This is a genomic window from Paenarthrobacter aromaticivorans (genome assembly GCF_019038615.1).
In the GTDB taxonomy this organism is placed as follows: domain Bacteria; phylum Actinomycetota; class Actinomycetes; order Actinomycetales; family Micrococcaceae; genus Arthrobacter; species Arthrobacter aromaticivorans.
This window is the reverse complement of sequence record NZ_JAHOPC010000002.1, coordinates 17,673-31,640: the sequence shown is the minus strand read 5'-3', so window position 1 is coordinate 31,640 and position 13,968 is coordinate 17,673. Positions and strand designations below refer to the sequence as shown.

Annotated in this window: 12 protein-coding genes; 3 read left to right on the top strand and 9 right to left on the bottom strand. The window is 62.5% G+C overall.

Features of this window, described 5'->3' with window-relative positions; all coding sequences use genetic code 11:
• Nucleotides 1-127: 127 nt before the first annotated feature.
• The 9 genes from der to KSW38_RS03665 all read right to left on the bottom strand — a co-directional run bounded on the left by der (nt 128) and on the right by KSW38_RS03665 (nt 9,649).
• Complete coding sequence (gene der / locus KSW38_RS03705; RefSeq protein ID WP_216922908.1) at nt 128-1,678, bottom strand: ribosome biogenesis GTPase Der; 1,551 nt, start codon at nt 1,676-1,678, stop codon at nt 128-130.
• A 10-nt stretch (nt 1,679-1,688) separates the two neighbouring features.
• Entirely contained in the window at nt 1,689-2,438 is a 750-nt protein-coding gene (locus KSW38_RS03700) for a lysophospholipid acyltransferase family protein (RefSeq protein WP_216922907.1), read from the bottom strand.
• Nucleotides 2,428-3,141: a (d)CMP kinase gene (cmk, locus tag KSW38_RS03695; RefSeq protein WP_216922906.1), complete on the bottom strand. Its 714-nt coding sequence runs from the start codon at nt 3,139-3,141 to the stop codon at nt 2,428-2,430. Before cmk ends, KSW38_RS03700 begins: the two co-directional genes overlap by 11 nt.
• On the bottom strand, nt 3,141-4,247 hold the full coding sequence (locus KSW38_RS03690) for a prephenate dehydrogenase (RefSeq protein WP_216922905.1): 1,107 nt from the start codon (nt 4,245-4,247) through the stop codon (nt 3,141-3,143). Before KSW38_RS03690 ends, cmk begins: the two co-directional genes overlap by 1 nt.
• Nucleotides 4,248-4,250: 3 nt before the next feature.
• The gene (locus KSW38_RS03685; protein ID WP_216922904.1) at nt 4,251-5,456 is read right to left on the bottom strand and encodes a pseudouridine synthase; all 1,206 of its coding nucleotides are present in this window, start codon (nt 5,454-5,456) and stop codon (nt 4,251-4,253) included.
• A 140-nt stretch (nt 5,457-5,596) separates the two neighbouring features.
• Nucleotides 5,597-6,238: an SMC-Scp complex subunit ScpB gene (gene scpB, locus KSW38_RS03680; RefSeq protein ID WP_216923794.1), complete on the bottom strand. Its 642-nt coding sequence runs from the start codon at nt 6,236-6,238 to the stop codon at nt 5,597-5,599.
• A gap of 7 nt (nt 6,239-6,245) precedes the next feature.
• On the bottom strand, nt 6,246-7,133 hold the full coding sequence (locus KSW38_RS03675) for a segregation and condensation protein A (protein ID WP_216922902.1): 888 nt from the start codon (nt 7,131-7,133) through the stop codon (nt 6,246-6,248).
• Between the two features lie 7 nt (nt 7,134-7,140).
• Nucleotides 7,141-8,040, bottom strand: coding sequence for a ParA family protein (locus tag KSW38_RS03670; RefSeq protein WP_216922900.1), 900 nt, complete (start codon nt 8,038-8,040; stop codon nt 7,141-7,143).
• Nucleotides 8,041-8,302: 262 nt separating this feature from the next.
• Nucleotides 8,303-9,649, bottom strand: coding sequence for a cation:dicarboxylate symporter family transporter (locus KSW38_RS03665; RefSeq protein WP_216922898.1), 1,347 nt, complete (start codon nt 9,647-9,649; stop codon nt 8,303-8,305).
• Between the two features lie 139 nt (nt 9,650-9,788).
• On the opposite strand from KSW38_RS03665, the gene KSW38_RS03660 reads away from it, so the two are divergent.
• Genes KSW38_RS03660 through KSW38_RS03650 form a run of 3 tightly spaced genes read left to right on the top strand, consistent with a single transcriptional unit; the run spans nt 9,789 to nt 13,828 of the window.
• Nucleotides 9,789-11,429 (top strand): sensor histidine kinase, encoded by a 1,641-nt coding sequence (locus tag KSW38_RS03660; protein ID WP_216922896.1) that lies wholly within the window; start codon nt 9,789-9,791, stop codon nt 11,427-11,429.
• A 2-nt stretch (nt 11,430-11,431) separates the two neighbouring features.
• Nucleotides 11,432-12,145, top strand: coding sequence for a response regulator (locus tag KSW38_RS03655; protein WP_216922894.1), 714 nt, complete (start codon nt 11,432-11,434; stop codon nt 12,143-12,145).
• A 57-nt stretch (nt 12,146-12,202) separates the two neighbouring features.
• Nucleotides 12,203-13,828, top strand: coding sequence for a helix-turn-helix domain-containing protein (locus KSW38_RS03650; protein WP_216922892.1), 1,626 nt, complete (start codon nt 12,203-12,205; stop codon nt 13,826-13,828).
• Nucleotides 13,829-13,968: the final 140 nt, after the last annotated feature.

Below are 13,968 nucleotides of genomic sequence, written 5' to 3'. Positions count from 1 at the left end.
CTCCGCCCAGGTTTTCCTCCGAAGAGTCCCACCTAAGCAGTCCGGCCGAACCACCTCCAAAAGCTTACACGAAGTTGGAGGGTGCCAATGCCATCAGAGCCAAAGTCGGCTGTGATGCCCGTCTCATTTAGCGCTTCTTGCCGCGCTTCTCACGAACGCGCATGTTGACCTCGATGGGCGTGCCTTCGAAGCCGAACGTTTCGCGCAAGCGGCGGGTGATGAACCGGCGGTATCCGGGATCCAGGAAGCCAGTGGTGAACAGCACGAATTTCGGCGGGCGGCTGGAAGCCTGGGTGCCGAAGAGGATACGCGGTTGCTTGCCACCGCGAACCGGGTGCGGGTGAGCAGCTACCAGTTCACCGAGGAAGGCATTCAGGCGGCCAGTGGGGATACGGCGGTCCCAGCTTTCCAGCGCAGTATCCAAGGCAGGAACCAGGCGGTCCTTGTGCCAACCGGTCTTCGCGGAAATGTTCACTCGCGGAGCCCACTCAACGTGGGCCAGGTCCTGCTCAATTTCACGCTCGAGGTAGCGGCGGCGTTCGTCGTCCAGCAGGTCCCATTTGTTGAACGCGAGCACCAGGGCACGGCCGGATTCAATAGCCAACTGCAGAATGCGGACATCCTGTTCGCTGAGGACCTCGTCCACGGCGAGGAGCACGACGGCGACCTCCGCCTTTTCGAGCGCGGCCTGCGTACGCAGTGACGCGTAGAAATCGGCGCCCTGTGCCATGTGCTGGCGGCGGCGGATACCTGCGGTATCCACGAAGCGCCACGTGCGGCCGCCAAGTTCAATGAACTCGTCTACGGGGTCCCGCGTTGTGCCGGCCAGCGGATCAACCACCACGCGCTCGGAACCTGCCAACTTGTTCAGCAGCGAGGACTTTCCGACGTTTGGACGGCCGATCAGGGCGATGCGGCGCGGTCCACCGGAACGCTCCACGCCCTCCACCAGGGAAAACTCGGGCAGGGTGTCCATAACGTGATCCAGGAGGTCGGCTACGCCGCGGCCGTGGAGGGCGGACACCGGATAAGGCTGGCCGAAACCAAGGCCCCACAATGCTGCGGAGTCAGCTTCCTGTGCGAAGTCATCCACCTTGTTGGCCACCATGATGACCGGCTTCTTGCTCTTGCGCAGCATCTTCATGACGCCTTCATCCGTTGCAGTCGCACCAACGGCGGAGTCCACGACGAAGAGAACAGCGTCGGCAAGCTCAACGGCCATCTCGGCCTGCTCGGCAACACGGGCGTGGATGCCCTTGGCATCGTGTTCCCATCCGCCGGTGTCTACCAACGTGAAGTTGCGGCCGTTCCAACGTGCGGAGTACATAACGCGGTCGCGCGTAACACCCGGGGTGTCCTCAACGACAGCTTCACGGCGGCCCAGGATGCGGTTGACCAAGGTGGACTTGCCCACGTTGGGACGGCCAATGATGGCAAGCACAGGATCCAGCTTGAGGGGACCTTCGTCGCCTTCGTCGTCGTAATCGCCGCTAAGCAGGGCAGCGTCGTCTTCGTCGAGGTCGTAATCATCCAGGCCCGCCCGGAGGGTGGCCGCACGGAGTTCGGCCTCTTCATCGTCCAGGGCAGCCAGGTTCTCAGCCACCTGGTCGGTGCCGGTGGGCGTGTATTCGTCGTCGCCGGCTCCGTGGAGGCCGGATTTTTGAGTCGTATCGCTCATTGCACGTTCCTTAATGGTGGTCTGCCGGCGTCCCGGCTACTTCTGTTTGGCGTTGCTGCGGTGCGGATGGTCCGGACGGAGGTTCCCGGGGAAGGCCCTGCCCTGTGGTCCTGACTGCATCCTGGACGTGTCCGGCCAGTGCATCGCGGATTGCCGCAGCCGCCCTGTCCATTGAAACACGCCCCGGTTCGCCCTTCCGGCGCTGCACCGTGAGGGGTTCGCCGAAGCTGACATACAGCCTGCGGCGGGGCTTCGGGATATGGTCCCGGTGCTCGTCGCCCTTGCGGGTTCCGAGGATCGCGACTGGTATGACGGTGGCCCCGGAGTTGATGGCGAGCCAGGCGACACCATTGCTGATGCTGTCAGCGGAGCCGCTCCCCCGGGTGCCTTCGGGCAGGATCCCAACGCAACGGCCGGCGTCGAGCAACTGCTTGCCCACGTGCAGTGCGCTGCGGTCACCGCTTCGGTCCACGGGAATCTGCCCTGATCCCTTGAGGACGCGCCCCAGGAATCCACGGAACATCTCTTTCTTGACCAGGATGTGCATGGGACGCGGCGAAGCGCCAAACATCACGGGACCGTCCAAGAAGCTGATGTGGTTGCCCGCAAAGATCACTGGACCGGCGGCGGGTATGTTGCTCTTGCCCGACACGACCGTCCGATAAATGACGTGATCCAGGATCCAGCCAACGGGACGGCTCCATATGCGTGTCCACTTGGCTGGAAGGCCGAGCGCAGGAAACTGCTTATTAGTCGCCATAGATGACCTTGCTAACGATCGCCAGGGCCGTTTCCACTGTTTCCTCAAAGTCCAGGTCCGAGGAATCGAGCGTCACAACGCCGTCAGCCGCTTGGGTGAAGTTCACCACCGTGGAGTCCTTGGCATCGCGCTGGGTCACCTGGGCGGCAAGCTGTTCCTTGCTTTGCGTCCCGCCCAACTGGATACCACGACGCCGGAGCCTGGCCTCTTCGCTTGCGGTCAGGAGCATGCGGACCTCGGCGTTCGGGGCAACCACAGTGGTGATATCGCGCCCCTCCACCACCATCCGGTGATGGTGCTGGTCGATGAGCTGTCGCTGGCGGCGGATCAACTCCGTGCGGGCACCCAGCGTAGTAGCGACTGCGCTCACGGAGGACGAAATCAAAGGATCACGGATTTCATCGGTAATGTCCGTGCCGTCTACGGCCACATATTCGGTAGCGGTGCTGGTGCTGATTTCCAGGGGCATGACCTTGGAAGCCTGCTCCACCGCAGCGCCGTCCTGGAGGTCGAGTCCTGTTTTGAGGCAGTACCACGTGAGTGCGCGGTACATCGCACCGGTATCCAGGTACGCCAGCTTCAAGCGCCGGGCAACTTCCTTGCTGACGCTGGACTTGCCCGACCCCGAGGGTCCGTCGATCGCGATCACGAGCGGCTTGCCGGGGCGTGCGACTGTCTCCGGCCCAAAGAATTCACGCGTCATTACTGGAGTACCCGCCATCCACGGTCGGTCAAGGCTTCAACAAGGAGGTCGTGCTTGCTCGGCAGGACTGAGAGCTCCACCATGCCCACGTTCTGGCCCGATGAATGATCGAGCCGGAGGTCTTCGACGTTCACGCCGATCTCGCCAATTTCGGTCAGGAGCTGCGCGATCTGGCCGGGCTTGTCATCCACGAGGATCGTAAGCCAGGAATACGCTTGTGGAGGCCCACCGTGCTTGCCCGGAATCCGGGCCTGCCCCGCGTTGCCTTCACTGATGAGCTGGGCGAGATCCAAACGCGCTCCGGGTGCACCTGGCGCTTCCAAAGTCCCGATCAAGCGATTCAGGTCCTCACGAACGCCGTGCAGGATGGAAACAACCTTTTCCGCGTTGCCACCCAGTATCTGCACCCACAGGGTGGGATCACTGGCGGCGATGCGGGTGGTGTCCCGCAACCCGTTTCCCGCCAAGGACAGGGCATGCAGGGGTGTCCCCTGCAAGCGGCTCGCCAGAAGCGAAGACATGATTTGGGGCAGATGCGATACCAAAGCCACCGCTTCATCGTGCTCATCAGCGGTGAACTGGGAAACGATGGCCCCCAGGTCCCCTGCCAGCGAACGTGCCGTTTGCAGTGCGTCGGTGTCGGTTTCCTCCGTTGGGCAAACCACCCACGGCATGGACGTGAAAAGCTCGCCCCTGGCTGCAACCGGCCCCGACTTTTCCCGGCCCGCCATCGGATGGGTCCCCACGTACCTGGCCAGATCCACGCCGCGCTCCCGCAATTGGGACTGGATCGTGGCCTTGACGCTGGCAATGTCAACGACGACGGCGGACGGGTAGTCTGCCAGGGCCTTCTCCACGACGTCTGCCGTCACGTCAGGCGGTGCAGCGACAACAACCAACTGAGGTTGCTCGTCAAGCTCAGCCAACGGCCGGCCAGCACCAATGTCCACCGCGACCGCCTGGTTAGTCGGCGAGGGGTCGAAAAGGAAAACGGGAACGCCACGTCCGCGCAGGCCAAGGCCAATGCTGGCTCCAAGCAGGCCTGTACCGAGAACGACGACCGGGCCATCGAGATGGCCCCGGCCGTGCGAGCGGAATGCCGACATGCCTTAGAGCCCCACAGATGCCAGTAGGTGACCGACTTCCTGCCTACCGAGGTTGCGGATGCTTCCTTGGCGCTGGTCTCCCAGGCCAATGGGACCGATCTTGACACGGACAAGACGCTCCACCGGGAAACCAACAGCATCGAACATACGGCGAACGATGCGGTTCTTGCCCGAGTGCAGGACAACCTCAATGAGGACGTGGCCAGGGGTGGAGTCAACAAGCCGGAAGGAATCCACAGTTGCCAAACCGTCTTCAAGCTCGACGCCGGACTTCAGCTGCGCGCCGACGCCCTGCGGGAAGGGGCCGCGCACCTGAACCAGGTACGTCTTGGGCACCTCATACGAAGGGTGGGTCAGGCGGTTGGCGAGTTCGCCGTCGTTGGTCAACAACAGCAGGCCTTCAGTGGCGACATCCAAACGCCCGACGTGGAAGAGCCGTTCACCCTTGGCGTTCTTCAGGAAGTCGCTGATGCACGGCCGGCCCTCGGGGTCTTCCATGGTGGAAACAACGCCCTTGGGCTTGTTGAAGACCATGTAGACGAGGGTTTCGTCGAGCTGGATGCGGATACCGTCAACGTGGATCACGGCGGTTTTGGGGTCGACACGCATGCCAAGCTCGGTGGTGACCTGGCCATCGACCTCGACGCGGCCTTCGAGGATCATTTCTTCACACACGCGACGTGAAGCCACGCCGGCCTGCGCCATGACTTTCTGCAGGCGCACGCCGTCGACATCATGGAGGTCCGACTGCGGGACTTCCTGGCGTGGACCGCGGTTGCGGGCGGGCTTGCGGATGGGGCCCAGGTTCTGGCCGAAGCGTTCGCTGCCAAAGGCCTTGGAGCCGTATTGCTTGGCGGGCTTCGCCTTGGGCTTCAACGCACCAGGCGTTCCAGGAGCCTTGCCGAAGCCGGGCTTGTTGGAGCCTGGCTTACGGAAGGGCTTGGCAGGCTTGGAGGCCTGACGAGCGTCGTAGCTGCCAGCAGTTGTGGGGTTGTCCGGATCGAAGGGAGCCGCTTCCCGAGGCTTGGCAGCCTTGAAGGGACGGCCTTCGCCCTGGTTGAAGTTGCGCTTTCCAGCGCCGGCGCTTCCGCCGCGGCCGGAGAAGCCGCCGGCGTTGGAGCGGCCTGTGCCGCCCCTTGCCTCATTGCGTCCAGAACTGTTGCGTCCCGAACCGTTACGTGGTGAACCCTGGCGTCCCGCCTGTGTCATGACCCGTCCTTGTTAGTAATAGCCGGCATTCGGTGCTGCAATCAACACTAGCCAGCCGGGCAGACATCGTCTGCCCCTTGTTGCCGTGGCACCGTGCAGCGGTGCCGTGAATCAGTATGTAGTTCTCGTGCGTTGCCGGCTTACATCCGGCTGGCGTCGTAGTACTCGTCGATCCCTTCCAAACCCGGAAGGTGCGGCGAGAGCTGGGGCAGTTCTGCCACCGAGCCGATTCCCATCCGTTCCAGGAAGTATGAGGTTGTCCTGTACAGCACAGCCCCTGATTCGGGATCGTTCCCGGAGTCTTCGATCAGACCACGCTGGGTTAGGGTCCGGACCACAGAATCGACGTTGACGCCTCGAATTGCAGAAACCCGGGCCCTGGAGACCGGTTGCCTGTAGGCAATGACCGCCAAGGTTTCAAGCGCTGCCTGAGTGAGCCTGGTGGTCTGCCCCTCGAGGACGAACCTGCCCACGATGTCCGCAAAATCAGACCGTGAATAGATCCGCCACCCACCAGCGACGTTCCGCAATTCAAAACCCCGGGGGGCAGAGCTGGCAACGGCAAAGCCGACAGCATCCACGTCCGGGGCTTTAACAGTATAGCCGCTATACTCCCGCTGCAGGTCCTGCAGCAAATCCTCGACGACGGCGACCGTTACGTTCAAGCCCGCAGCCAACTCCTCCGAGGTGGCCGGCTCGTCGATGACCATGAGCACAGCTTCCAACGCTGCCCGTGCCCCGCCGGGCAAAGTTTCAAGCTCAGCAAGGCCGGCTTCGGCCATGTCCTGCTCAGTCACTCGCTGTCCCTTCGCTCGTTTCCTCGTACTCTTCGCTCAGGTTCGAACTGTCCCATTCGGCGACGTCTCCGCTCCACCTAACGGTCAGCTCGGCCAAGGGACCTGCCTGTTCGAAGGCCACAACCCTGTCCCGGAACATCTCCAGCAAGGCCAGGAACCGGGCCACGACAACGAGGGTTGTCTCGGCGTCCGCTATCAACGCGCGGAAGGAAAGCGGGGCTCCACGTTGAAGCCGGTATCCGATGATCTCTGCCTGCTCCTTGACGCTGACCGGTGGCGCGTGGAGGTGGTCCAATCCCACCTCTGCAGGCGCCGCGTCTTTCGGTTTCAGCGCCTTGGCGGCAAGCTCCGCAAATTGTTGGGGGGTGTGCCGCCACACGAGTTCCGGCAGCAGCGCCGCGAAATGGCCTTCCAGCGCCACCTGGCGCGGGTATCTCCGGTCTTCTTGTTCGAGCGTTTCACTGATGAGACCTGCTACCTGCTTGAACGCCTTGTACTGGAGCAAGCGGGCGAACAGCAGATCCCGGGCTTCCAGGAGCGCAATATCTTCCTCATCCTCTACTTCGCCAGCGGGAAGGAGCCGGGCAGCTTTCAGGTCCAGGAGCGTGGCGGCAATCACCAGGAATTCGCTCGCCTCGTCCAACGCCCAGTCTTCCCCCAGTTCCTGGAGGCGGCGGATGTACTTGATGAACTCATCGGTGACCGTGGCCAGCGCCACCTCGGTGATGTCCAGCTTGTGCTTGGATATCAGGCCCAGCAGGAGGTCGAACGGCCCCGTGAAGTTTGCGAGCCGAACCTCAAATCCCGCCTTACGGGCGTCGGAAGTGCCGGCGTCGGGTGTTTTTTCCGGACTTTCCGCCTCGGCGAGTGACCGTCCCACGTGTTCGCTACGGCGCGCCGCCGCGCGAGATAAGTTCCTTTGCGAGGCGGCGGTAGGCGTCTGCACCGATGTGGTTGCCGGCATAGCTCGTAATAGGCTCAGCGGCGACGGTTGCGTCCGCGAACTTGATGGAACGCTTGATGACGGTCTCGAAAACTTTGTCGCCGAACGCCTCCACGAGGCGCGAGATAACTTCGCGGCTGTGCAGGGTGCGGGCGTCGTACATGGTGGCGAGGACCCCGTCCACCTGCAAGCGCGGATTCAAACGGTCCTGCACTTTCTCGATGGTTTCCACGAGGAGCGCTACTGCGCGAAGTGCGAAGAACTCGCAGATCAACGGAATGATGACGCCGTGGGCGGCTGTCAGCGCGTTGACCGTCAGCAGGCCCAGCGATGGCTGGCAGTCGATCAGCACGACGTCGTAGTCATCTTCAACCCTCTTGAGCGCGCGGTCCAGGACTTGCTCGCGCGCCACTTCGTTGACCAGTTGAACTTCAGCCGCGGAGAGATCGATGTTTGCGGGCAGAAGGTCCACGCCTTCCACTCCGGTCTGCTGGATGGCATCGCGGATGTCCACTTTGCGGTCCATGAGGACGTTGTAGACGGTGAGGTCGAGTTCGTGCGGATTGGCGCCGAGCCCGGCAGATAGGGCACCCTGTGGGTCAAAGTCCACCAGGAGCACACGCCGGCCGTATTCCGCGAGCGCCGCCGCAAGGTTGATGGTGGACGTGGTTTTGCCCACGCCGCCCTTCTGGTTAACCATGGCAATGACCCTTGCAGGGCCGTGGGAGGCAAGCGGAGCGGGTTCCGGAAAGTCGCGGTGAGGACGGCCAGTGGGCCCCATGATGGCGTCTTCCAGATCGAGCTCGGTGTCTCCCAGCGTAGCTGTTCCCCGTTCGCTGCTCACGTATCTAACCACTCTTTCGACGACGATCTTCCCTGCCGCTGTTCCCCTGGGTACAGCGCTGCTACCCACCTAGGCTACAGCCCCCGACACGGCATTTCGGGGAACTTGACTTTCGCTGATCTTTGAGCCTTTACCCTCTAGTTGAGGTCGAAGGTTAGGAGCTTGGGCCTTGTTTCTTTGGCTTGCTCGGCGAACGGCAAAGGACCGACACCCTGCATGGGTGCCGGTCCTTGTTGCTTTGTATCGCGTGAAGCCGATCCTGCTAGATGGCTGCCTTGTGGCGGGTTTCAGGTTCCGGAGCCACCTCAGCCTCTGCGCCGTGGGCGATCATGGTCGTCTCGTCGAACGGTTCACTGCCGGAGAGGACTCGCTCCACCTGGTCGTTGTCGATTTCCTTGACCCAAGTGCCGATCAGAACGGTGGCAACGGCGTTGCCGGTGAAGTTCGTCAGTGCACGGGCTTCTGACATGAAACGGTCGATGCCAACGATCATGCCCACGCCGCCCAGGAGCTCGGGCTTGTGTGCCTGCAGGCCAGCGGCAAGCGTTGCAAGGCCGGCTCCGGTGACGCCTGCGGCGCCCTTGGAAGCGATGATCATGAACACCAGCAGCGAGATCTGGGCACCCAGGTCCAGCGGCGTACCCATGGCGTTGGCGACGAACAAGGAGGCCATGGTGAGGTAGATGGCCGTGCCGTCAAGGTTGAAGGAGTAGCCGGTGGGTACTGTCACGCCGACAACCGGCTTGGAGACACCCAGGTGTTCCATCTTGGCGATGAGGCGGGGCAGGGCTGCCTCGGAGGAGGACGTGGAGAAGATGAGGAGGTATTCCCGGGCCAGGTACTTCATCAGCTTGAAGATGTTGACGCCGGCCACCGCACGGAGCAGGGAGCCAAGGATGACCACGATGAACACGGCGCAGGTGATGTAGAACGCCAGCATCAGTGTGAACATGCTGAGGATTGCCTGGGCGCCAGTGGCACCAACGACGGCGGCGATCGCACCAAAAGCGCCGACTGGAGCCAGCCACATGATCATGATGAGGATCCGGAAGACAAGGCGCTGTCCGTGGCCGATTGCGGTGAGGATCGGGGTGCCCTGCTTACCCATCTTCTGGAGCGCGAAGCCCACCAGGATGGCTGCCAGGAGCGTGGGCAGGACGGGAATGTCGCTGGGGATGATACCCATAAGGAAGTCCACGGTGCTGTCCGTGGCCGCTTTCTTGTTGGGATCGTACGGAGTCAGCTTCAGGCCTTCACCCGGGTGGATGAGGTTGCCGACAACGAGGCCGATAGCCAATGCGAAGGTCGACATGGCCACGAAGTAGCCGAGTGCGAGTCCGCCGACCTTTCCGACGGTGGCAGCTTTGGCGATGGAACCGATGCCAAGGACGATGGTGCAGAAGATGACCGGAGCGATCATCATCTTGATGAGCTTGATAAAGCCGTCCCCGAGCGGCTTCAGGGACTTTCCAACCTCAGGGAACAGCAGGCCGACCACAGCACCGAGCACTACGGCCAGGATGACCGCGATGTACAGGTAATGCGACTTGTCGAGCCCCCTGCGTCCACCGGTGGCGGCTACTGCCGACTCTCCTCGTTGAGAGGTCATGGGATTCTCCTTCTGGATACTGTGTAAGGCGCTGCGGTCCTGCACTTGTGTCCAATCCGCTGCCCTTGTGTGATATCCATCATTCAGCCACGGGTGACACACATCACCGTTGCGGTCATATTGGTCATGGGAGGCCTACTTGTTTCATCGCTGGAGCATCGCGCGCCGCTTGTTCGTGGCAAACCTGCTGTTCGTGCTGGTGCTGACGGCTGTCTTTGGTGCGTTCTCGGTACTGGAGGCGCGGGACAGGGCATACGAGGATGCGGGCAGCCGGATGCTTGCGATCGCAACGTCCATTGCCAACAACCCCCTCGTATTGCAGGCGGCGGCAACTTCTGATCCGTCGGCAATATTGCAGCCCTATGCGCTGGAGGTCATGAAGGACGCCGACGCGGATTTCATCACCATCATGGCTCCCGACCGGACCCGATGGACCCATCCACGTCCCGAAGAGCTGGGCAAGCCCTATATCGGCACGATCGAGCCTGCCCTTCGAGGTGAGACTTTTACTGAAGTCACTGCCGGCACATTGGGGCCCTCCGTCCGGACCATCGTGCCTGTGAAGGACTCCGGTGGAACCGTCAAGGCCTTGGTGGCTGCAGGCATCACCGTAAGAACAGTGGATACCGATGTCGCCGAAAGGCTGGGAGTGATTGGCGGCATCGCGCTGGTGGTGTTGTTCTTTGGCTCCATAGCCTCCTGGCTGCTCGGACGTTACCTGCGATCCGTGACGCGGGGCTGGGGTCCGGAACAGCTCGCGCAGCTCTTCGCCTACTACGAATCAGTCCTGCACTCCGTCCGGGAAGGCGTGATCCTGATCGATACCCGGGGAAAAGCAGTGATGTACAACGATCAAGCCGCGGAGCTGCTGGGGCTGGAACCTTCCGAGGCCGACCGCTCCCCCGATGATGCTCCCAAGCTGTCCGATCTCCCCTTCGATGGGAGCCTGCGAGCGCTTTTCGAATCCGGCAGGCCGGCCCACGATGAAATCCATTTGACTGGTTCACGGATCCTGGTGGTAAACCAGGCCCCTGCCGTGGGCCCGGTTCCTGCCCGCAGCCGGCAAAAGCCATCGGTCTATGGCACCGTGGCCACCATTCGTGACCGCACCGAGATTGAGTCCTTGGGAACCGAGCTGGAAACAATGAAGACTCTCTCGGATGCGTTGCGGGCCCAGACCCATGAACACGCCAATCGCCTCCACATGATTGTTTCCCTTCTTGAGTTGGGCCGCACTCCGCAGGCGCTGGAGTTCGCCACGAAGGACCTGGAGCTCAGCCAGCAGCTCACGGACGACATGCTTGCGTCGGTGGATGAACCGGTGATGAGTGCTTTGGTGATGGGCAAAGCCGCCGAAGCGCATGAGCGCGGAGTCGAACTGGTGGTTCGGACATCGGGGAGTTCGGGTGTCCGTGGTCTGGAAATCCAGGACCTCGTGACGATTCTGGGAAACCTCCTGGACAATGCCATTGATGCAGCGGCGTCCGGTGAGATGCCCCGAAGGGTGGAACTGGACGTCGAAGCCGGTGCTGCTGCTGTCGAATTCACCGTTCGGGATTCCGGACCCGGCATTGATCCTGAATCGATTGATGACGTGTTGCAGTACGGGTACAGCACCAAGTCGTCCCAAGACGATCCCCGCGGAGCCCATGGCCGCGGGGTTGGCCTTGCCCTGGTGCGGCAGGCTGTCCAGCGGCTGAACGGTACTATGACCATCAGCAATCCAGGCGGCGCCCAGTTCCATGTTGTGCTGCCCGCACCCATTCCCGAGGAAGAGTAGGCATGACAGACATCCGCGTCCTGGTGGTCGAGGACGAGCCCATCGCCTCGGACGCCCACTCCATTTACGTGGGCAGGCTCCCAGGGTTCACGCTGGTGGGAACGGCTCCGGATGGTCAGTCTGCACTGCGCATCCTTGGCGAATTCGCTGCCTCCGGCTCGCCCGTGGACCTGGTCCTGCTTGATATGAACCTGCCGGACCTCCATGGGCTGGATGTTGCCCGACGCATGCGCTCGGCGGGAGTCTTCGCCGACATTATTGCCATCACGGCCGTCCGTGAACTGAACATCGTGCGCAGCGCCGTTTCCATCGGCGTCGTGCAGTATTTGATCAAGCCATTCACTTACGCAACCTTTGCCGACAAGCTGAACAGCTACCGCACTTTCCGTGACCAATTGGCGGGCTCGGTGTCCGGCATCTCCAAGGCCGGTGCTTCGCAGAACGATGTGGACCAGGCCTTCGCGAGTCTTCGGGCACCAACGGAACTACCACTGCCGAAGGGTCTGTCCGGTTCCACACTGGAGTCGGTAAAGGATTTTGTCCGCGCCCGGCAACAAGCGGTATCCGCGAGTGAAGTCATGGATGCCTTGGGAATGTCGCGGGTCACGGCCCGCCGGTACCTTGAATACCTGGCGGACGCCGGGACGGTTACCAGGGCGCCGCGGTACGGAACACCAGGCCGTCCGGAGAACGAGTACGGCTGGAACCGGGGCTAGCCTTCTGCCGTAGGAACGGCTCCCGCAGTAAGCTGGAGCCGAACCCGTGGAGAGCCCATGTCCCAACAGCTGCAGCAACTTTCCGAGGCCCGCGAAGCCTTTGCCCGTGGGGAATGGGACGTGGCACGGCGAAGTCTGGAACGTGCAGCCGCGGACGCTCCCCTCAGCTGGCCGGACCTTGAGATCCTGTCCCGTTCCGTCTGGTGGCTGGGAGACGTTCAACGCTCCATGTCCCTCTCAGAGGAGATCTTCCATCGCTTGGATGACGAACACCAGACGCAGGCCGCGGCCCGGACGGCACTGACGCTGTCCATGCAGTGGGGCATACGCGGCAACCTCGCAGTTTCTTCGGCGTGGCTCAATCGTGCGCGCCGGCTGCTGGAGAATATGCCCGAGGTGCCCGAACACGGCTACTTGCTCTATCTGGAGGCCAATGACGCAATGAACCTGGAAGGCGATCCGGTCCCGGCCCTCGCCGCCTCGGTTTCCCTCAAGGAGATGACCCGGAGGCACGATTCACCCGAATTGGCCAGCTTTGGGTACATGTTGTCCGGCTTGGCGGCGGTTCGGACAGGACAGTCCGCGCGAGGATTCCAGGACTTGGACGAGGCCATGCTGCCTGTGATGGCGGGGCAGGTTCCGGCAGAGTGGGGCGGAGACATTTACTGCTCCATCATCCACCTCTGCTACGAGATGGCTGACTTTGCCCGGATGCGCGCGTGGACTGACGCGCTGGCCACGTGGTGCGCCGGACTTTCCCAATCCTTCATGTACAGCGGGATATCGCGCGTTCACGAACTTCAATTGCTCGGCACTGAGGGCAATTGGGGACAGGTTGAGGCTGAGATGCCCCACGAAGCCGAACGCCTCCGCAACGCTCACGGCTGGATCGCTGCCGACGGCTACTGTGAACTGGGTGAGATCCGTCGGCGCCGGGGCGACGTGGCCGGCGCAGAGTCCGCCTTTGCCCTGGCCCGCGGGCTGGGGCTGGATGCGCAACCAGGCCGTGCCCTGCTACTTGCCGATGCCGGAAAGACAGACGCCGCCATAGAGGCGCTTCGGGCTGCCTTGGCGGACCGCGGAACACTGGGGAGGGCCAGCCTTCTATTGCCCCTGGTGGAACTGCTGGCTCCCCGGGATCCCGGCGCGGCTGCCACCCATTGCCTGGAGCTCGAACAGACCGCTTCTTTCTACGGGACCCCCGGTTTCCTGGCCTGGGCGCACCATGCGCGTGGTGCCGTGCTGATGGAGGAGCGGCGTTGGCCTGAGGCGATCAATGAGCTGGAATCCGCAGCACAGACCTACCGCTCCCAACACATGCGCTACGAACTGGCACGGATCCACGAACGCCTGGCAACTGTCCGGGGTGCCCTGGGTGAAACCGGCCGCGCAGAGGCCGAGCGCGCCACCGCGGCCGCCATCCGGAACCAGCTCGGCGCCAAGCACATTTCCTGGACCCGGCCTGCCCAAGAGCCCGGCGGCCTGACGTCCCGGGAAGTGGAAGTACTGGGCTGCGTCCTGGCTGGTTCCAGCAACCGGCAAATTGCCAAGTCGCTGACTATTTCAGAAAAAACAGCCGGACGTCATTTGGCCAACATCTTCACCAAGATCGGCGTAACTTCCAGGACGGCCGCCGCCGCTTGGGCGCACCAGCACGGGATCTCCGAGCGGCCTGGAGCGTAAGCTGGCGTTCGCTCGGGTCCTGCATGGTTCGACCCACGCCCGCCGAAAAAATGCAGAAAATGCCCGAAGAAGCTCGTAGGGACACGAATCTACCGTGGGGATTGGGACAACAGGCCGGAGCCGCCGGCCCCCTGAAAACC

Coding starts and splice junctions, on each gene's coding strand:
- der (WP_216922908.1), bottom strand. CDS start 1,678: ATGAGCGATACGACTCAAAAATCCGGCCTCCACGGAGCCGGCGACGAC.
- KSW38_RS03700 (WP_216922907.1), bottom strand. CDS start 2,438: ATGGCGACTAATAAGCAGTTTCCTGCGCTCGGCCTTCCAGCCAAGTGG.
- cmk (WP_216922906.1), bottom strand. CDS start 3,141: ATGACGCGTGAATTCTTTGGGCCGGAGACAGTCGCACGCCCCGGCAAG.
- KSW38_RS03690 (WP_216922905.1), bottom strand. CDS start 4,247: ATGTCGGCATTCCGCTCGCACGGCCGGGGCCATCTCGATGGCCCGGTC.
- KSW38_RS03685 (WP_216922904.1), bottom strand. CDS start 5,456: ATGACACAGGCGGGACGCCAGGGTTCACCACGTAACGGTTCGGGACGC.
- scpB (WP_216923794.1), bottom strand. CDS start 6,238: ATGGCCGAAGCCGGCCTTGCTGAGCTTGAAACTTTGCCCGGCGGGGCA.
- KSW38_RS03665 (WP_216922898.1), bottom strand. CDS start 9,649: ATGACCTCTCAACGAGGAGAGTCGGCAGTAGCCGCCACCGGTGGACGC.
- KSW38_RS03655 (WP_216922894.1), top strand. CDS start 11,432: ATGACAGACATCCGCGTCCTGGTGGTCGAGGACGAGCCCATCGCCTCG.
- KSW38_RS03650 (WP_216922892.1), top strand. CDS start 12,203: ATGTCCCAACAGCTGCAGCAACTTTCCGAGGCCCGCGAAGCCTTTGCC.